Origin of the sequence: Nostoc sp. UHCC 0302, from assembly GCF_038096175.1 — a bacterium.
Classification (GTDB): Bacteria; Cyanobacteriota; Cyanobacteriia; order Cyanobacteriales; family Nostocaceae; genus UHCC-0302.
In genome coordinates this window covers 157,977-176,634 of sequence record NZ_CP151102.1, presented here as the reverse complement: position 1 = coordinate 176,634, position 18,658 = coordinate 157,977, and the positions used below count along the sequence as shown (strand labels likewise).

Sequence of the window (18,658 nt, the reverse complement as noted above, 5' to 3'; positions counted from 1 at the left end):
TTGCAAGTACTATTGTTCAGGTATTTTTTATTATCTCGATATCTTGAGATATTGAACGGGCATTATTGTCATTTTGGAAAACACTAGTAGCCATCCTGAAGATAGAGTTTACCTTGCGAATACGCCAATCATCTACAAGTTTTTGTACTTGATTAATAGACATTCGTTGCATCATTCCTTCATAGAGATAAGCTGCATGGCTAGCTTCATCTTCAGCTATACTTAACAGTCCCTTTTTTAAATTCCGAGTACTCAATTCATTCTCCGGCAAAACTTTTGCCATTGTTTTGTAATCTTTACTAGAATCCAATTCTAATATATATGTACTACCAAGAAATACATCCCAGTTAATGACTGTAGGCTTGAGTTCTTCTAAAGTGTATCCATCAAAATATGCTAGAAAAAAAGGACTAGGTTTTTGTTTGCTAGTAGATTCAGCTTCAAGGTGAGGTTGATCCTCAACTGCTTGTTTATTCATTTGCTTTAAAGCGTGTGCAAAAATCCGACTGTGCTTAGTTTCATCTAAAGCGTGTTTTGCAAGTTTTTCTGCTAACCATGTATTCCCTTCTTTAGCTGCACGTTCACTGAGTAAAGATAAAAATGGTACGGAACTAGCCTCTGATAGTTGTAAGCCTGCTAAAACATTAGGGCGCGTTTTTGAGTCTCGGATTTGAGTTGAAATATAATAAGTAGCCGCTCCTGTGCCTGCCAAATGCATAATATATGTCAAGAGATTCATAAGAATTTTTGCTGATGATATAGGATAAGAATAGAACAAATTCAAAAAGCATTGTACTGTAAAAAGAAGTAAATCCCATTTTCCTGCCATGTTCTATCTGGTTGGTCAACTTCTACCAAAGGAATACTCCAGTCAAGACGAGCAGTTAAGCGATTGCCCATCGACCAGCGCAATCCCAGTCCAACTGAAGCTAAAGTATCAGGGTTGTTGGTGTTAACATTTTCACTATCTGAGTTATTCCAAGCAACACCTAATTCAGTGAAAGCGCTGAAATGCAATACTCCGTTGTTATTGAGTACGCGAAGTACTGGAAGTTGAATTTCGGCGGATGCAAAAGCACCATTATCAGCTAATAGTAAATCTTGACGATAACCACGTACACTTTCAATCCCACCTACACCGAACTGTTCTATAGGTCCGACTGAAGTAGTTGCTAATTGAGTATTGAAGCGGACTAACAATAGAGTATCAGGAGCTAATAATCGTACCCACTGTGCCTGCCCTTGCCAAGAAAAGAAACGACTATCAGGAGCATCTTGATTAACTGTGGCGTTGAACGCACCAATACCGAGGTTAAATTGCGATCGCACCGCAAGGATTTGGTGGTTGTCACGACTAGTCCACTCTTGAAAAAATCGTAATACTGATCCTCTAGTACGTCCTTGCTCATCAGAGCCTAGTTGAGTAAAAGGAACCCGTTCTTCTAATGGAATATAACTTGCTTCACTTTCGCGGCGAGAGGCAGTAAAACCAAGAGCAAATTCTTGTTCGTACTTTTGGACTATAGGCTGGCGGAATGTCAGTTCATAATAGCGGGAAGCTGATTTAATATTTAAAATATTGAAAGGATGTTCAATGACACTACCTTGTGCTGTACCGTAATTAAAAGAGAGTGTCCCGTTTTGGGGATTGATTGGTAGTGTGTAGCCTACATTAAAAATGTTACTTCCATCGGTATTGCTGTAACCGACGCTCAGGCTATCTCCTAGCCCCAGCAAGTTGGCTTCGTTAACTTGTAGTCGGCGTTGGAAGCTGCCCACAGCAGGCTAACGTGCATTATCTAAAGTAATTTGAGTGCTGAATGTTTTTGCCTCAACAACGTCTACAACTAGCCTAATCTCATCAGGAGCATCTCCAGTTTGTAAATTAGCAGATAAGTTTTGAATCAAAGGATCGAGCTTCAACAGTTGCAATGACCTTAGCAACCGCTGTTGATTGAGAGGGCCATTATTTCCTGTTGCTATACGACTACGAATATAATTCTTATTTAGGCGTTGCGTACCTACAATCTGGATATCACTTAGTTGAGTTTCGACTACCTGTATTCTGGCAAAACCAGAACGGATTTTTTGAGGTGGAATATAAGCACCACAACGAATGTAACCTTTGCTAATATATAGGTCACTGATTTTCTTTCGAGCTAAATATAGTTCATCGAGTGAGATAGGGCGATTAGTGAATTCTTCAAGAACTTTAGCTAACTCTTGTTGACTGAAAACTGTGCTGCCAACAACTTCAAATTTTTTCACAATGAAAGTTCCAGAAGTATTGCTAGGAAATTGTTCATCAGGAGTGGGAGCAGGAGTAGAAGGAGCCAGTAGTTGTGGAGAAGGAGGGGGTTGCTGTGGCTCCTGGGGTTGGAGAGGGGCATTTGAAGGCGGCTGAACATCTCTAGGTATGACTTGTGGAATTGTTGGGGAGGGTGGAGTCACCTGTGCTTTCAAAGGTTTGGAAACTACGGCATTAAGCATAAAAAACACACCCAGAACCGCAATCTTTCTAGGGAACTTATTGGTCATTAATTAAAACGTTGTGACTGTGATGCACGGTATTGCCATCAATAATCCTTAAAAAGGCTTTTTGATGGTAATGCCATAAAATGTTGTTAATTGCTGTCAACTAAACGAATATTATATCAGTAAATTAAAATGCGTATAAGTTTTTTATCAGTGATCTCTGAATAGTGAGTTAAGTTTTTTTTTGGTTATACTTCAAGATGTCGAATTTTCTGTCTATCAACCTGATATTAATCATCAAAGTGGTGTTAATAGCGCGGCGAGCATCCTCGTTCACTTTGTAATTAAGTCATACTCGAATTCAGGAAATTGACTGTTTAAGTGTTAAAAATCAAGGTGTGTTTCTTTGAGGTGTGTAACTTAAGGACATTAATAGTTGACTTAGGTTCATAAGCTGCCTTAATTTTAGTTTCTTTTGTTTACTATTGCTGCCCAAGATGTAAGCGTAAACTATCCGCAGTCAGAGAGGCAAAGCCAGCTATTCACTAGTACTGTCCTGACTGTAATATTGAATGGGACACGGGATGGCGCAGCCGTGGAATCTATTAAAAGTTTGTTGTTACCAGTGAAAGTCTAAGTTATTGGGCACAGTATTTTGTCAAATGAATAACTTTACTTGGCTTCTAATAAAGAGTTATACAGCACTTACAAGTATGAGAAAAACATTTGTCAAGCTCCCGTTATCAACCGCTCGTAGAGATATTGTTTAGGGATATAGTTTAAATAGGTAGCCTTCGACGTATGCAGGTGGTATAGCTTCATTACGCTTCGCGTGATTTTCGTGAAAAACGTGTAGGAAGAAGTATATGTTCAGTAATGAAGGTTTCCGCGATGGGCTGTGGTTCATGAACCCGATGACCGCCGAAGGCTTGCAGCAGCAGAAGTTGAGCGAGTTGTTGATAGAATTGCCCAGCACGCCGGAAGAAATGCGGACATTCCTGTCGCCTGAGAATTTGAACCGGAATCATCTACCTTTCCCGGCGGCAGACTTTAATCTTCCAGGTATTGGCGAGTACTGTGGAGAGGAGCTAGCAGTTTCATTTTCTTCAGAAGACGAAAGGCTTTTTGTACGCTCATATAGTGGAGTTGTAGCAGCGATAAAACGCGAAAATGTTTTGCTTCGTGAGTGGTTCGGGTTATGGTTGATTGCCCTTGTTCCTAGAAAATAGATGAAGAGATGCCTCCGATTGGGGGCATTAGTTTTTTGATTGAATCTCAATTGACTCCAAAGCGAGAGCGGAAACCCCGTTGTAAGCGATAAGCTTTCGCGATCGCCTGACTCACAATTGGTTAAAATGAGTGAAGTCTAACCTCCTTTACCAGCAGGAGAAGCATTTGAGCCAAAGTAGACCTACTGCTCCAAGCCGAAAACTGAAGATTACGATACTAACAGTAGGTTCAAGGGGAGACTTGCAACCATACTGCGCTTTGGCTATTGGCTTGAAGCGTGCGGGGCATGAAGTAACGCTGGCAACGCATGAGAACTTTGCATCATTTGTTAGGCAGTTCGATTTAAAGTTTGCAGCGATCGCTGGAAATATGCAGGAGTTTCTGCAATCAAAACAAGGGCAGCGATTGATAGCGGGAGAAAAGTTGAAGCCAGAAGAAGGAGATAAACTTTTGCTTCAACAGTTGGAATCTGCTTGGTTAGCGTGTCAGGAAAGCGATGTAATTATCTACACGCCGCTAGCCAACTGGGGATATCATATAGCGGAGAAATTAGGCGTACCTTGTTTTTTTGCATCATGTCTGCCGTTGACTCCGACAGGGATGTTTGGGTTTTTAAGATTTGGTCAAATAGCTAAAAACCCATTAAGGAAAGCGATTAACTATAGCAGCTACTTGTTAGTAGAGTTTTTATATTGGCAAAGATATCGAAAACTGCTCAATCACTTCAGAACCGAAACTTTGAAATTGCCGCCCCTGCCATATTTGGGCAGTCGCTTTAGACAGAAGACTCCGGCAAATGTATCGCAAATCCCTGTACTGTATGGATTTAGCCCACACGTTATCCCAAAACCTCATGACTGGCCGCATTGGGCGTATGTGACAGGTTTCTGGTTTATTGACTCTTCAGGTGACTACAAACCACCACCGGAATTAGAAGATTTTTTAGGACGAAAGCAAATACCTTTGTGTTTTGGATTTGGCAGCATGACGATGGCTAATCCAGAATATCTTACACATTACATTGTAGAAGCCTTAAAGAAAACCCATCAAGGCGGCATCATCTTGTCAGGTTGGGGGAACGTTGGAAGAACGGTGCATGTAAAAGATTCGCTACGAGTGTTTGTGATTAAGGAAGTTCCCCATGACTGGCTTTTGCCCCAAGTGAAGGCAATGGTACATCACGCAGGTGCAAGTACAACAGCGGCGGTGTTACGTGCAGGTATACCATCAGTGACCTTACCATTTTTTGCAGACCAACCAATTTGGGGTGAAAAGTTAACCCGACTGGGAGTCAGCCCACCACCAATCCCGTATAAAAAATTGTCTACTGAAACTTTGGCGGAGGCTATTGAAGTTGTACTAAGCGATGAGGTGATGAAGAAGAAAGCCCAAGAGTTAGGCCAGAAGATAAGGGGTGAAGATGGTGTAGCAAATGCTGTTAAAGCATTCCATCGACATTTGGGGTTATTGCAGGATGAGTAATGATGTGCGATAGCCTTTATGTTTAAGCGAGAGTTTCTCGCTTGGCACAGATATGCAGGCAGTACTAAAACACCCTGACAAAATAGCAACTATTTATACAACACCGAAATTGCTTTTCCCCCCATTTTTTCAAGGCATATCTTCATTAGAACTTACTACACTTTTACTGAATCAAACCGCTAATAAACTTGCTACATAAGAATAAAAGCCTACTACATATTTTTATTATCCATAGGAATAATAAAAATCATCACTCTAAGTTTTATTAGAGTTAATTCGCTTAGCCGACTGTATAATTTAACTGCCTAGCTCACCCACAGAAGTCATCCACCCGGATATCGCGCCACACGTCAGACGGTTGCCAACCAGAGTTACCAACGGAGCGTAAGGGGCGATAGTATTCAGGAATATAGTCAGATTCGGACGCTTCGATGTATGCGGATGGAGTGGGTTCAATTACTGGTTCGGGAATATCTTGAATTTCCGGTATCTCAGTAGCTTCGGCAGGTGATGGGGTTGGGTCTATTTTCTTACGAATGGGTTTTTCAGTTTTTTTGATCAGTTGGCGCAAATCCATAGGGAATCTTGGGGTCAACATAGGTCAGGAACTCCCAGATTAACAAAATTTGGGGAAATACGGCAAATAAACGTATTTTTTGCAACTATATATGTCCTGCTAGGTAGACGCGATTTATTAACTGTCATACATGGGTGCGTTGCTACATGAGTACAACCAACGCAAGTATGAGTCAGTAATCTATCTTAAGTAGGTTTTTGATGTATAAGACAGTAACTAAGCTGTTGATAGATGGTTAGGAAATAGTTTGCATAGCAGAGTACTCAAACGATACAGAATTGTGGGTACTCTTTATCTAAGTATTTTAGGATGTTCCGGGGTATAGCTAAGTAACAGCTTAGGTATCCTGCTCACATATTTGAAAGAGAATTAACCCGTTCTAGACGTTGACGCTGTTTCGACCATTCTTTGCAAGCCTCTGTTGCCAAACGTATTTCTTCTGGTGTCAATAGCTCATCCGATTTGCCAGAAGCTATAACCTTGGCTGCTGTTGCTGCTAAATTATAATTGACACCGTGTTTGACTAATTGTGTATGGAAATATTTTTCCTCGTCAAAAACTGACATAAAAAACTCTCTTTCAATCAACAGTTAGTGCATTAAAATTAATTTTGAAATTGGATAACAGCAACTACGGAAAATTATTACAAAGTTTTAAGCTCTTTAGCTTCTATCGGGAGAGGCATGAGTAATTATACTTAAGATTTTCCCAAGTTAGACAGCGCTCTCAGCAGAGTCGCTAACGGGAGCATGAGTTTCTTTTGGTGCTGCCAGAATTAAAGTAAGTTCAAGAGCAATGCGATTTTGTGAGATGGGTAAGCAGGGGAGGCAGGGGAGGCAGGGGAAGAGAAAGAAATAATTGTATAAACAATCTATTTCAGTAGTAAAAAGTACTAATATGTCTCTTTGCTCCCCCTGCTCCCCCTGCTCAAGAACAGCCTATTTCACGAGGATCTCACTTTTTCGCGTTGCTCCCAGTAAGTTCAAGCTGATGGTGGGGATTTAGTAATTCCCAATTCTCTCTGACTGTGCTTTAACTGTTTCCAAAGTGCCTTGATTTGGTTGTAAGACTCAGACGGGTCAAGCTTACCACTGGTTTGCAGCGCAGAAATGTAACCGACTTTTTGAGTAAATTCTTGTAAGTTGGCATTGAAAACTAAATTTTCTGGCTTCATCTGACCGTAGTAACAACTACGAGGGGAAAGAAAATTGTATTTGTCTTCAAGATTAGCTTCATCCATTATTTCGCCCTGATTAATTTGAACCCATCAAAGTCAAGCAAGCGATGGCGTTGGTGAGGTTATTTCAAGATATTTATCTTTTATTTATTAATTCAGTTATATGGGGTAAAGTTATGCCAGTTTGGCAAAAATATTCAGTTTTTTTGGCTAAAAATACATTAATTAACAATGCACAGACGTGGAAAGCGATAAAGGAAGGATTCTGGTAGTAGACGATGAAGCTAGCATTCGCCGGATTTTAGAGACACGACTTTCCATGATTGGCTACAATGTGGTCACAGCTAGTGATGGTGAAGAAGCTTTGTCAGCTTTTCATGTAGCCGCTCCTGACTTAATAGTTCTGGACGTAATGATGCCGAAGCTGGATGGCTACGGTGTATGTCAAGAATTACGTAAACAGTCAGATGTGCCAATTATTATGCTGACAGCCTTGGGAGATATCGCAGACCGAATCACTGGGCTAGAATTAGGCGCTGATGACTATATGGTAAAACCATTTTCTCCCAAGGAGTTAGAAGCAAGAATTGCTAGCGTACTACGACGACGCGACCACAAAAGCAGTGCCAATACGATTCCTAATTTTGGGATAATCCGTGTAGGCAATCTGAAAATCGATATGAATAAACGCCAAGTTCACAAAAACAATGAGCGGATTCGCCTGACTGGTATGGAGTTTAGTTTATTAGAATTGTTAGTAAACAACACTGGACAAGTCTTTTCCCGATTAGAAATGTTGCAACAAGTGTGGGGCTATGTACCAGGGCGTAATGTAGACACTCGTGTGGTAGATGTGCATATCTCGCGGCTGCGGACAAAGATAGAGTCCGACCCCAACAACCCAGAGTTGATTTTGACAGCGCGTGGTAGGGGTTATCTTTTCCAACGGATTATTGAATCAGAAGTCTAATCAAGTAAGATTCACTCCCTGAGTTTTACACAAGAAGCAGATTATATAATTGCTCTTGGGAGCGACATAACGAGAGTGCAATCATAATCCCCTGAGTTCGATGTTATGCTCAAAATTTATGCAACGAACTGGCTCTGTTCTAAATTTTGTCGGAATTAGCTTTATAAAGCAAGAGTAATTTCAGCTTTTGGCTCCGAGTCTGTAAAGTCTCCTTGCAAAAGAACCCAGTGAGTAACTTTAGTAACTGTGAACTTTTCTGCTTGAGAATAGACGTTCTGATTTGCATAAATCTCTACAGATTCGCCAATATTGGGTACTCTGCTCATTTGAACAACTGTCACCGATTCACTGTTGAAATCAGGTCTAATACTTAAAGCAGAATCATCAAACATTAACGCAACTGAAATCATTGTGAGTAGCTTATAGGATTAAAAATATGAAGGAACATAGAGAATTTAGTGCAAGGCGTAAGTAGAATATTGCTACTTTTGGTTGCTCACTTAAAAAGCAAGACGAGAGCAACACATTCTCTTGGTAGATATATGCATTGCTTTCGACTCTTGCAGCATAGAGAACACAATAAAGACTTAGCGCACCAATACTTTTCGGGTAAGGATTCAGGTCTAATATCCAGGAAGTAGAGACGGACGAGACTGATAGTCAAGAGAACCAACCAGTAGAGCTTGTGCAAAAAAATCAATTACAGACCTACCTTGACGGCGGCAGGTTTGTACCACAGTCAACAAATTAGCAGTGTGTTGAAACCGCTCCATTGAACGGGAACCACCGCTAACCCATCAGTGAGAGGTTAGAGTGATTGCACTTTTGTCAAGAGGGTGCGGGAAAAGGCGATAAATCCAGCTTGGAGACTGGTTTTCGCAGGGCTTTAACTACTCCTAAATCTTGATTTTCTTTGGCAGCGAAGTACTTAATTGGGTCATCCGCCTTACCTTTATCATAGGCGACACTAAAATGATATAAACCACGAAAAATCATCTCTAAAGAAATGCGGTCAAATGGCAAAGATAATTCGTCTGCAACCGCATCTCCCAAGTCAACCAATACTGCATAAAAGAGCCAAGTTGCCCACACTTGTAACTTCACACCATTAATAGAACCAGTCCATAAATATGACAGTCCCAATAAACGCTTGACCACGTAAAAAGCTTCTTCAACTCTCCATCTTCGGCGATATAAATCTGCGACAACGTAAGGAGGTAAGATTTGTGGGTCGAGGACAGAAGTAATATAAGAATAGCTAGTTTTACCAACCTTAATTTCTATTAAACGTAAAGTAAGCACTGGTGCACCACGACGAACAGTTCCAAGTTGAATCAATCGGTCTTTAACTGAATGGTCATAGCTGAAAATTTTTAAGTACTTAATAGATGCTTTGGCTTTTAAACGAGTAATAAAATGAACTTCTTGGTTAATGAGTTGTTGTAAAAAGTGGAAATGATAAAAACCTCTATCAAGTAAGATCAGAGTTTTAGCAGGTAGTAGTTTCAGCAATGGAGCTTCAAAGTTAGTTTCTGATGCAGCAGGATTAGTGTGAAACCAAACTTCAATAGGTAAGCGATTGACTAAATCAATAACTGTACAAATCTTTCCTGCTAATTGACCTGTTTTCAAGTCTTCTAGGCTTTTTAGCTTTCGGAATAAGGCTTCTAATGTAGACCCGTCAGCTATCCAAATTCGTTCAAAATTAAGAAGTGCAAATTTAACACTATCAGGAAGTGGTCGCTTCAGCCGTCGTTGCCAATTAAGTTGTAACTGAGGTAGTAAATCTTTAAATACTCGCTCAAATAATTCAGATGGGAATACTAAAAATCTTTCAGAAAGAGATTGTTGAGCAATTATTCTAGAACGACACCACAATAAATCTTCTCTTGCTAAAAGCCTTGTTAATTCTTGAACTCCAGGAACTTGTCGCCACAATAAAGTTAATACTGCTGCTACCATGAAGGATAGGTTGATAATTCTATCTCGTAAACCTAACTGCTTATAGTATTTTTGTTGAGCAAAGATAGCTGGAGTTAGTAACTCTTCTAAATGCGACGCAATCGCTTCATTATCTATGGTAGGAGTATTATGCTTTTGCGCGTGGTCGGAGTTTCGTTTTGCAGCTTTGGGCATAGTAGTCAACAAGCACTTTTCATTACCGCATTTGATTACTGAATTTACAATAATAATGAAACTCACTTTTGAAAAATTTATTCTCTCGTTACAATACTTTTTTGCCTCACATTTTAGCCGTTAAAAACTTATAGATAATGATAATCAAATAGAGAGGAAGGAGGCGAGTGTCGCTCGCCTCCTTCCCCTCCCCCACGCACGATTATCATTTTCATTAAAGTTTTTTTGAGTATTTTAACTGATTGACAAAATTTACTTTATTCTAACCTCTCACCGATGCCGCTAACCTTACGCTTTGTCACAGCCAAACGAAGCGATCGTTCAGCCTGATTGTTATCTGGAGGAACTTCAGGATAATCAAGAAAATACCACCATTGATTTGCTTTATCACGCAAAGAACGTAAAAGGTTGCCAGCTGTAGCTCCTGCCTTGTCAATCCACTGATTAAGTGAGGAGTGCAACTTAGATTTAAATTGATTGACCCAATCGTTGTAACCCAAGGAGTCAAGGCTCTCAAACCATTGAGCGTAATTCCTAAAGGCTTCATCAATTAAATTAACAAACGTTTCACCGATAGCTTGGTTGTGAAGACCTGGAAGAATAATTAGTTTTTTGAAGTGTCGGCGTAGATGAGCCAAACATTTCTGCTGGGCAAAAGCTGGATAACCATTGTAAACGCTAAAATCATCGCTGCTGAGTACCCCTGTATATTCAGTCCCTAAAATGGCTGATAATTCGGCTCGTGAACGAGTGTCAGCAGCAGTAAACAGGCAGAAATCAGAATTGGCAACTACCCACAACCATTCTTTGATCCCTTTGACTGACCAAGGTGTTTCATCCACATGAACATTAGGTTGTGTCTGTTTTACCCAATTGCTCAATTCATTAATGCTTGGTTCAATCGCTTGTTGGATTCGTTCATTAGTTGCAACTAACGTTCCTAACCCAATTTCAATTTGCCCCAGTTCCCACAACATTTCTTGCTGTTTTTCATAAGGCATGTGTGCATAATTGTTTACCCATCCTAAAAACGCCTGTAATCTAACTCCTAAATCTTGTCCTGGAACGATATCTGGCGACCATGAGGCTGTTTGTACATTTCCACAACACTCACACACGCAGGTATGGCGTTGATATTCTACTATTTCAATGGGACGTTCTACTAATTGCGCTACAGCCTGTTTTTCTACTTTTACTGCTAGGGGTGCAAATGCTTTGTTACCACAACAGATACAATCACTTGGACGTAAGATTTCATAACGGTCTACTCTGCCAAACCCCTTACGAGTTTTACCTTGATGTCCTGGCTGTCCACCTGGTTTCTTTTTCGGTTGATTTGATTCTTCTTGCAGGGGTACCTTTTTGTTTTCGCTCTTTTTGTGGATGTCTCCAGATGGTGGTTTCGACGAATTAGAACTGTCTAAATCCCTACTGATTTTTAAACGCTCTATTTCTTGCTGTAGTTCTAAAATGATTTTTTGTAAATCACGTATTACCTTGCTCTGCTCAATGATGATATCCACCAGTTCTTCTTTTGATAACTGGTTCAAGCTTTCTCGATCTAATTCTTGAGGCAGGTTTTGGTTCATATTTGCGATATTCTCCCTCAAGTGTCCCCTTTGTCAATACCCTGCCACCTGAATCCTTACCTTTTCGGGTTTTGGGGGAAAGGGGAAAGGGAAAGGGTTTGAATTTACCTTTCCCCAGACCAAAAGAGAGATTATTGGGTTTATCCGAAAAGTATTGCTTAGCGCACACGCCTTATATAAACTGAAGTATTTAAAGATTGGACTTTAAATTAATAACGAACAGCTCCCAAGGGCTGTGTGTAATAGAAGTAGTCTTCATTGTGTGGGCTATTCCTTGAGGGGATACGAAATACCCTGAAATAGATATAGGGCAACGAGTGTAGCAATTTGTGGTAAAACAAAAAGAGCATTCATTCGCAATAAGCTCTATTTAATGATAATATTACCAGAATTCTACGAGACACACCTCAAGCGAGAGCTTGGACGTACTGAATACTTATTACTAAAACTCCTTATCTGTTTATTACAATCTATTAAAACTGTTAGCCTTGAGGCGCTAGCGACTGCTTTACCAATACCAATACTATTTGAAAGTAGAAGGAAAAAACTTCAGCGATTTTTATCTTTAAATTACATCAATGTTGAAGAAATTTGGTTTCCAATTATCAAAAGCTGGCTAGAAATAAATTTTCCTTTAAATGAAGTTATTTATGTAGTTATAGATCGGACTAATTGGGGATGCATTAATCTATTAATGATTAGCGTGGTTTGGGACAAAAGGTCTATCCCAATATATTTTGAGCTATTAGACAAGTTAGGCTCAAGTAATTTTGATGAACAAGAAGCAGTATTTAAAAAAGCATTACCGATTTTCAAGGATTATAAAATTGTAGTGTTAGGAGACCGAGAATTTTGTTCAATAAAGTTGGCTAACTGGCTCACAGAGCAGAAAGTATATTTCTGCTTACGCTTAAAAAAGGACGCATTTATAGAAATAGAACCAGAAATTTGGCTGCAATTAAGAGATTTGGGTTTAGCACCTGGTCTTTCCTTCTTTTACCAAGGTATTAAATATACGAAATCTCAAGGGTTTGTTAGCTTTAATCTCGCTACTAAATGGAAACGGAAACGTTTTGGAGTTGCGCCGGAAGAGGGCTGGTTTATTCTGACTAATTTAGATGATTTAGATTCGGCTATTAAGGCTTATAAACAACGTTTTGATATTGAGGAAATGTTTAGAGATTTTAAAAGCGGTGGTTATAATTTAGAAGATACTAATGTATCAGGTCAAAGGCTAATTTCCCTAATATTATTAATCTCACTTGCATACACGGCTGCAACTATATCTGGTCAAAAAATTAAACGCATGGGTGTTCAAAAATATGTAGGCAGAATTAAAGAATCTGGGCGGACAGTTCGCCGTCATAGCAGTTTTTATATTGGATTATATGGGTCTAACTGGGTCGATTTCATGGAAAATTCTTATGAATTGGTGGCTGAGTTAATGACACTAGCTCCTAATAAGCGTAAGTATTATCAACAAGGAGAAAGGGCTATGAGGCTTATTTTATCTGCATTCTAGCCCTTTTTGTCCCCCCTCAAGGGGCTATTCAGGCGCTGATAACGTCTGTTATTGGCAAAGAGCGAATTAACTCCCGAATCACATCAGTTGCTGGTCTGCCCGTAATTGCACAATATCGTTCAAGTTTTTCGCTTTCAGTTGATGCGAGATTTATTGTGATTCGTTTAACAGCCCATTGTTTGTTCATGACTTACTCTTGCTTTTCAAATTTCCTTTTGTTATCCAATACCTTAGCCAAAATAAGAGGGTGAAGAGAGAGGGCTGATGTAGTAGAGTTATTGTCTTCCCAAACGACAACTCAAAAGCCACAATCAACCCATGCCCGATATCCTATCACTGTTACAATGCTTGTTACCGCAGATAAATGCTACGACGATGCGCCGAATGAGCCATATAATCCTGGCGATGTTAGCGATGAGCGGGCGAGTCACTATGCCCTTGAATCTCACGTTGGACAAGCACTGGTGGTAGTTACCGGACGATGTTGAGGTTCTTTCATACAGTAATACCTTGGACAACGTTGTTTTGGCTATTTTTCCGCAAGCATTTGTTCCGTGCGAATGAGGTATATTTGCTGGCAGGAGATGAAGTTGTAATAAGTAAATCAGGGAAACAAACTTATGGGCTGGATAGATTTTTTTCTAGCCTAGTTAGCAAACCTATATCAGGACTATCTTTTTTTACATTGTCATTAGTAAGTGTTGAACAAAGGCACTCGTTTCCGATTCAGATAGAACAGGTAATCAAGAGCGATATAGAAAAAAGTAGTATATCGCCAAGATTAGCAGAAATCAAACCTAAAGAAAAACGTCGACGGGGACGACCAAAAGGGAGTAAAAATAAAAACAAAACAGAAGTAATTCTCACATCGGAATTACTAAGAATTAAGAAGATGATTAATAATTTATTCAAGTTAATAGCTAACTTTATCCCTTTAACTTACTTAGTATTAGATGGTCATTTTGGAAACAATAATGCCTTGCAAATGGCTAGACAAGTTAACTTACATATAATTTCCAAGCTGCGTTGTGATTCGGCATTGTATATACCCTATCAATATCCTGACTCCAATAAACGCTCTCGTCGCAAATACGGTGATAAGCTCGACTATTGCAACATACCTGATAAGTATTTATGTAAAAGTACTATTGAAGACGATATCAAAACTGATATTTATCAAGCTACTCTACTCCACAAGGAATTTGCCCAAGCACTGAATATAGTTATTTTAGTCAAGTCAAAACTAATCTTAAAACTAATGCTCGTAGTCATGTAATTCTATTTACTAGCGACCTAGAATTGTCATATGAGAAAATAATTGATTACTACAAACTGCGCTTCCAAATTGAGTTTAACTTTCGTGATGCCAAGCAGTTTTTGGGGCTGGAAGATTTTATGAACTTGAGCCAAGTTGCGGTAACTAATGCTGCTAACCTAGCATTCTTCATGGTCAATTTATCCCACCATCTTCTCGCTGATTTTCGTCAGCATAATCCCAGCTCCGGCATTATTGATCTTAAGGCTTATTATCGTGGTTTTCGATATGTTCGTGAAATATTAAAAATGCTTCCGGAAATGCCTGAGCCTATTTTATTAACCCAGATTTTTGCCAAGCTTACCGCTTTAGGACGTATTCATCCCGTTTCCACTGGCGTTGAACCCTCGTAAATTGGCAGAGGTATTGTTATCTAGACTTACAACGTCAAATGCTCCTGTTAACAAACAATAGCCTCAGCTAGATGTTAAGCACAGCATACTTGCCGTAAAACTATTTCTAGCACATCCTTTACCAGGGTATTTACTTGCTATCCAAAACTTCACTAATAAATCATTTATATGAACTTTATACGTATTTTAAAATTACTTACGTTTTCTATAGATGTTATTAAGAAGCACATGAGAAACTAGAGAAGCAAAAGACTTATACTAAGCAAGTACTGCCGATTAGATTTTGGTTAACGCTATTTTTATATATAGCAATCCAATATTCATCTGCTCTTTATCCAGAGATTGAATCAACTAAGCTAAACTTTGGATATGAACTTCGAGCCTATCACTATATTTAACTCTCTAATTTAACAAAATATTAACGCCTTTGGAAAAATTTCTAGAGGCATTAACATTTAATAAATTTTGAATATCTGCCGAGCGTTGTGTTTTTTTTTACTCCTTAAACCAATATCACCCAATCTCACTAACTGATTCTCAGGCGATGGCGGTGCGGGAGCCCGCCCTTGAGTGCGATGGTGGAAGTACCCGCCTGATTGCGATGGCGAAACGCCCGCCGTAGGCGATCGCTCCTGTAAATATTTAGATGCTAATTCCGGGTTTGAAACAGTAAACTAATTTCTGGACAAAACTATAGTAAGTTGACTGTTTCTCCACTTTTTCAATTCGTTTGTCTACATATTCTCTTAGCCGTTCTTACCAATAACTTTGCTCAACCCTGCTGATCACCTTGAGATATAGATTCTCAAATTTCTTCAAAAAACCATTTTTACTCATTGCTTTTGTGACAGGCTGGAGTGCCAGGGACACATAAAGCGGTAATCTTTTGTGGCAAGAATGACGAGATATTAAAAAGGTCTGCGGGATTTTCAGAGCGCTGGCCTGTACCTGCTCCAACGATAACTATACCGTTATAGATGACTGCACCAGACACAATGGGAGTAGGGATCTGTTGTGGGAAGCCAGGAATAGACACAGGTTCAGCAATTGGAATCCGTGCAAGAAGAAGACCAGTATCTGTGTCATAGGCACGAAGTACGCCTTGTAAGATACTACCCGTAAAAGCCACTCCAGGAATGGCTGAAACAGGAGAAAAGCTGGCATCATCCGGTTTTTCTGTAAAGTTTTGCCACAACACATCTCCTGTATCCATATTCAGAGCATGGATAGTTGGTGTCTGGGGATTAAAGGTATCGTTAATTCCTCCAGGGGCTGTGGAAAAGTAGATCCGACGTGAGCGCTCATCTACTGCCGCCGTGGCAAGAATGCCACCAGCAACACCGCCAGGAACCACATTGCGTCGCCAGTATGGAAGTTGTTTAGCATCCAAGTCGTCCCAGCGCACGCCATTATAGTGATTGATGCCATCGCGATCAATAACGTAGTACGTACCATCCTTGTTGCCTACACCTACAACATCACGGAGTCTACCGTTGACCTGAATACGGAACAAGTTTGGTACTGCTCCAAACGCTAAATCAGCATTAAAGCACTCAAAGCCACCACCTTCACACGTTTCTCTTGGTCGCCAGCGCCATACTGGTGTGCCATCAAAATCTAAAGCAAAAATTGCCTCATTGAATGGTGAACTCGGTGGCGATGGTTTAAGTGTTTTGGGATCTTCGTCTACATCACAATTGCTTGATGCCAAGAAAATGAACCTTCTTTTAAAATCAACGGCTGGTGATGACCACACATTGCCACAACCAGTCGGCGTTCGAGCAAAGTCGCAACCAGGGCGACTCGCTAAGAATCCTTGAGGTAAACCTAGCTGCTGTTCTGTATGATAGCCATCAAATGCTCGAATCTCATCTCTTGGAAAAGCACGACAAGTTTGAGCAGTATCAACGTCAAAATACCACTGCAAGCGACCGTCACGGGCATCTAGAGCATATACTCCCCCTTTACCGCCTTCTAGGTCATTGACATCCATGCCAAATATCACTTTTCCGTTAGCAACTATCGGTGAAGATTCGGTTTGGTTGCGTTCTTTGCCAAAACCGCACAACTTGGATTTTTCAGAACATCCTGTGCCAGCATAGAATTTCCATATCTGCTTACCAGTGCTTGGTTCGAGCGCATACATGGTTTCGCCTGCACCGAAAAAGAGTCTCTGCTTACCGTCCACTATATCTATATGAACAGAGCCAACATTGGGAAAGCCAGCACCTGGTTGTACTTCGGTCTTAAAACGCCAGACCTCAGTGCCATTAGAAAGACGCAGTGCATAAAGGTTATTGTCCCAACTTTGAACAAATACAATTGATACAGGTTTGCTTTTATTTAGCTTGATCGGATAGATGACTGGAGATGCCGTTACAATTGCTCCAGTCTGAAATTGCCATTTAACAGTCAGCTGAGATACATTATTTTTATCGATCTGGCGCTCTGACCCATTAAAAAACAGACGCTTGGCACTACCAGCATAAGTTGGCCGAGCTTGAAAATTGAAGTCAGGGATACTAAACGCTGTAGCCATTGGTAAGGTTACCAAGGCAATCCAAAAGGTTATATGTTTCAACAACATAACCTAACCCCTTTTGCTTAAAATATGTTTTATCAGCACCGACATAAGCAGTTTAATTGATATAAATAACGCACAATACTTAATTTTTATGAATCATTCCAACATCAGCAATATGAAAATTTCAAAAATCTAAGTAGAACGAGTGAAAAAAATCAAACTATTTTAATACCTCGCCTCACGCAGGTTTGGGCGCAAAAATAAGTTTATGATTCCGGTTCCGGTTCCAAAGAATGCGATGGCGTACCCGCCCTTTCCGGTGGCATTGCACCAAGAAAGCAGTTAACAGGTTTACTCAGTTCAGTTTTGGGGGATAATCTATTGGGAAAGTAACTTCCAGTGATGACCTTGGAACCGAATCAGCTAGACCTCTTCTCAGATTTACCCCTGACATCAGCACGTCGAACAGAGACGTTGGTTATGAGTGCTGATGCCCTGCTGAAGTGGAAAAGGCAAGTTTCGGAGTATCAGCAGAAGGTAAGAGAGAACAAATCACCACAGCAGACGGCATTATTTGACATTGCAGCTAAGCATTGCGACCCAGAACGAATTGATCCGCTCTTGCTGCGGCTTGCGCCATTATCTTTTTGGAGAATGCCATCAGATAGCCCAGGGGAAGCGTGTCTTTATTTCATAATTGACTCGGCTGCTTGTGTTGTACTGTATGTGGGGGAAACTTGCAAAAGTAACAAGCGCTGGAAGGGCATACACGCCTGCAAAGACTATATCGGCAGCTACCAAGATTTGCACTATCGCTATGGGATTGAGACTGCGGTAAATGCGGCATTTTGGTGGGATGCTCCCGTTGACCGACGCGCACGACAAGAGTTGGAATTGAGCTTGATTTGGAAGTGGGGCTCACCTTTCAACAAAGAGAATTGGAAACGATGGGGGCAGCCATTTGGGTAGAAAAAGTAAACGACATTTGGGGATCACAATCATGACACCGCCAAATGTCCCAAATCAAGGTTGATGAGGTTATCTGTATCAAAAGCAGCGTCCTGATAGTATTTTACACATCTGGAAAATGCTGGCAGTTTTGCGTCATCAGTCGGACAGGTGGGATATTTGGAGAACAAAAAATTTACTACACAGCTTCTGCGGCGCTGAGGAGTGGGTTGGAGTGGCTCAGGGATGAAGTATGATTTTCTTTATTCGGCATGAAGCCCAAAATCAACGAAATATCTTACTTCAATTCGGTTAGTGATGATTGTGAATTCCGCCATGTCAAGAAATTGGTAGTTAATA

General features: G+C 40.3%; 16 protein-coding genes and 3 pseudogenes. 7 read left to right on the top strand and 12 right to left on the bottom strand.

All coding sequences use genetic code 11. From position 1 onward, the window contains the following. Positions 1-16: 16 nt before the first annotated feature. Genes WKK05_RS41005 through WKK05_RS40995 form a run of 3 tightly spaced genes read right to left on the bottom strand, consistent with a single transcriptional unit; the run spans position 17 to position 2,538 of the window. The gene (locus tag WKK05_RS41005) at positions 17-739 is read right to left on the bottom strand and encodes a ferritin-like domain-containing protein (RefSeq protein WP_341532202.1); all 723 of its coding nucleotides are present in this window, start codon (positions 737-739) and stop codon (positions 17-19) included. A gap of 41 nt (positions 740-780) precedes the next feature. Continuing rightward, positions 781-1,779, bottom strand: coding sequence for a ShlB/FhaC/HecB family hemolysin secretion/activation protein (locus tag WKK05_RS41000; RefSeq protein ID WP_341531961.1), 999 nt, complete (start codon positions 1,777-1,779; stop codon positions 781-783). 6 nt (positions 1,780-1,785) lie between these two features. Next, positions 1,786-2,538 (bottom strand): POTRA domain-containing protein, encoded by a 753-nt coding sequence (locus tag WKK05_RS40995; RefSeq protein ID WP_341531960.1) that lies wholly within the window; start codon positions 2,536-2,538, stop codon positions 1,786-1,788. 842 nt (positions 2,539-3,380) lie between these two features. Here WKK05_RS40995 and WKK05_RS40990 point away from each other — a divergent pair. Beyond that, on the top strand, positions 3,381-3,704 hold the full coding sequence (locus tag WKK05_RS40990) for a hypothetical protein (RefSeq protein WP_341531959.1): 324 nt from the start codon (positions 3,381-3,383) through the stop codon (positions 3,702-3,704). A gap of 166 nt (positions 3,705-3,870) precedes the next feature. After that, the gene (locus tag WKK05_RS40985; protein WP_341531958.1) at positions 3,871-5,187 is read left to right on the top strand and encodes a glycosyltransferase; all 1,317 of its coding nucleotides are present in this window, start codon (positions 3,871-3,873) and stop codon (positions 5,185-5,187) included. A 310-nt stretch (positions 5,188-5,497) separates the two neighbouring features. On the opposite strand, the gene WKK05_RS40980 is transcribed toward WKK05_RS40985, so the two are convergent. From WKK05_RS40980 to WKK05_RS40970, 3 genes are all read right to left on the bottom strand, one after another. Continuing rightward, positions 5,498-5,785, bottom strand: a complete 288-nt coding sequence (locus tag WKK05_RS40980) for a hypothetical protein (RefSeq protein WP_341531957.1) — start codon at positions 5,783-5,785, stop codon at positions 5,498-5,500. 329 nt (positions 5,786-6,114) lie between these two features. Continuing rightward, positions 6,115-6,330, bottom strand: a complete 216-nt coding sequence (locus WKK05_RS40975) for a hypothetical protein (protein ID WP_341531956.1) — start codon at positions 6,328-6,330, stop codon at positions 6,115-6,117. 416 nt (positions 6,331-6,746) lie between these two features. After that, complete coding sequence (locus WKK05_RS40970; protein ID WP_341531955.1) at positions 6,747-7,004, bottom strand: hypothetical protein; 258 nt, start codon at positions 7,002-7,004, stop codon at positions 6,747-6,749. 178 nt (positions 7,005-7,182) lie between these two features. On the opposite strand from WKK05_RS40970, the gene WKK05_RS40965 reads away from it, so the two are divergent. Further along, on the top strand, positions 7,183-7,911 hold the full coding sequence (locus WKK05_RS40965; RefSeq protein WP_341531954.1) for a response regulator transcription factor: 729 nt from the start codon (positions 7,183-7,185) through the stop codon (positions 7,909-7,911). A gap of 161 nt (positions 7,912-8,072) precedes the next feature. On the opposite strand, the gene WKK05_RS40960 is transcribed toward WKK05_RS40965, so the two are convergent. The 4 genes and pseudogenes from WKK05_RS40960 to WKK05_RS40945 form a co-directional block, all read right to left on the bottom strand. Continuing rightward, the gene (locus WKK05_RS40960; protein ID WP_341531953.1) at positions 8,073-8,321 is read right to left on the bottom strand and encodes a hypothetical protein; all 249 of its coding nucleotides are present in this window, start codon (positions 8,319-8,321) and stop codon (positions 8,073-8,075) included. Between the two features lie 213 nt (positions 8,322-8,534). Beyond that, a pseudogene (locus tag WKK05_RS40955) lies at positions 8,535-8,705 on the bottom strand (IS66 family transposase); the annotation flags it as partial. Between the two features lie 34 nt (positions 8,706-8,739). Beyond that, on the bottom strand, positions 8,740-10,047 hold the full coding sequence (locus WKK05_RS40950; RefSeq protein ID WP_341531632.1) for an IS4 family transposase: 1,308 nt from the start codon (positions 10,045-10,047) through the stop codon (positions 8,740-8,742). Between the two features lie 278 nt (positions 10,048-10,325). Further along, positions 10,326-11,636: pseudogene (locus tag WKK05_RS40945) on the bottom strand (IS66 family transposase); the annotation flags it as partial. Positions 11,637-12,015: 379 nt separating this feature from the next. Here WKK05_RS40945 and WKK05_RS40940 point away from each other — a divergent pair. Continuing rightward, a complete protein-coding gene (locus WKK05_RS40940) occupies positions 12,016-13,158 on the top strand; it encodes an IS4 family transposase (protein ID WP_341531013.1) in 1,143 nt (380 codons plus the stop codon). A 28-nt stretch (positions 13,159-13,186) separates the two neighbouring features. Here the strand turns inward: WKK05_RS40940 and WKK05_RS40935 are convergent, their stop codons facing one another. Beyond that, positions 13,187-13,345: a CopG family transcriptional regulator gene (locus WKK05_RS40935; RefSeq protein ID WP_341531952.1), complete on the bottom strand. Its 159-nt coding sequence runs from the start codon at positions 13,343-13,345 to the stop codon at positions 13,187-13,189. A 131-nt stretch (positions 13,346-13,476) separates the two neighbouring features. On the opposite strand from WKK05_RS40935, the pseudogene WKK05_RS40930 reads away from it, so the two are divergent. After that, positions 13,477-14,826, top strand: a pseudogene (locus tag WKK05_RS40930) (transposase). A gap of 829 nt (positions 14,827-15,655) precedes the next feature. On the opposite strand, the gene WKK05_RS40925 reads toward WKK05_RS40930, so the two are convergent. Beyond that, positions 15,656-17,413 carry a PQQ-binding-like beta-propeller repeat protein gene (locus WKK05_RS40925; protein WP_341531951.1) on the bottom strand — a complete coding sequence of 586 codons (1,758 nt, stop codon included), beginning with the start codon at positions 17,411-17,413 and terminating at the stop codon, positions 15,656-15,658. A gap of 339 nt (positions 17,414-17,752) precedes the next feature. Here WKK05_RS40925 and WKK05_RS40920 point away from each other — a divergent pair, with 339 nt between their 5' ends. After that, positions 17,753-18,319 (top strand): GIY-YIG nuclease family protein, encoded by a 567-nt coding sequence (locus WKK05_RS40920; protein ID WP_341531950.1) that lies wholly within the window; start codon positions 17,753-17,755, stop codon positions 18,317-18,319. A 44-nt stretch (positions 18,320-18,363) separates the two neighbouring features. After that, positions 18,364-18,555, top strand: a complete 192-nt coding sequence (locus WKK05_RS40915; RefSeq protein ID WP_341531949.1) for a hypothetical protein — start codon at positions 18,364-18,366, stop codon at positions 18,553-18,555. Positions 18,556-18,658: the final 103 nt, after the last annotated feature.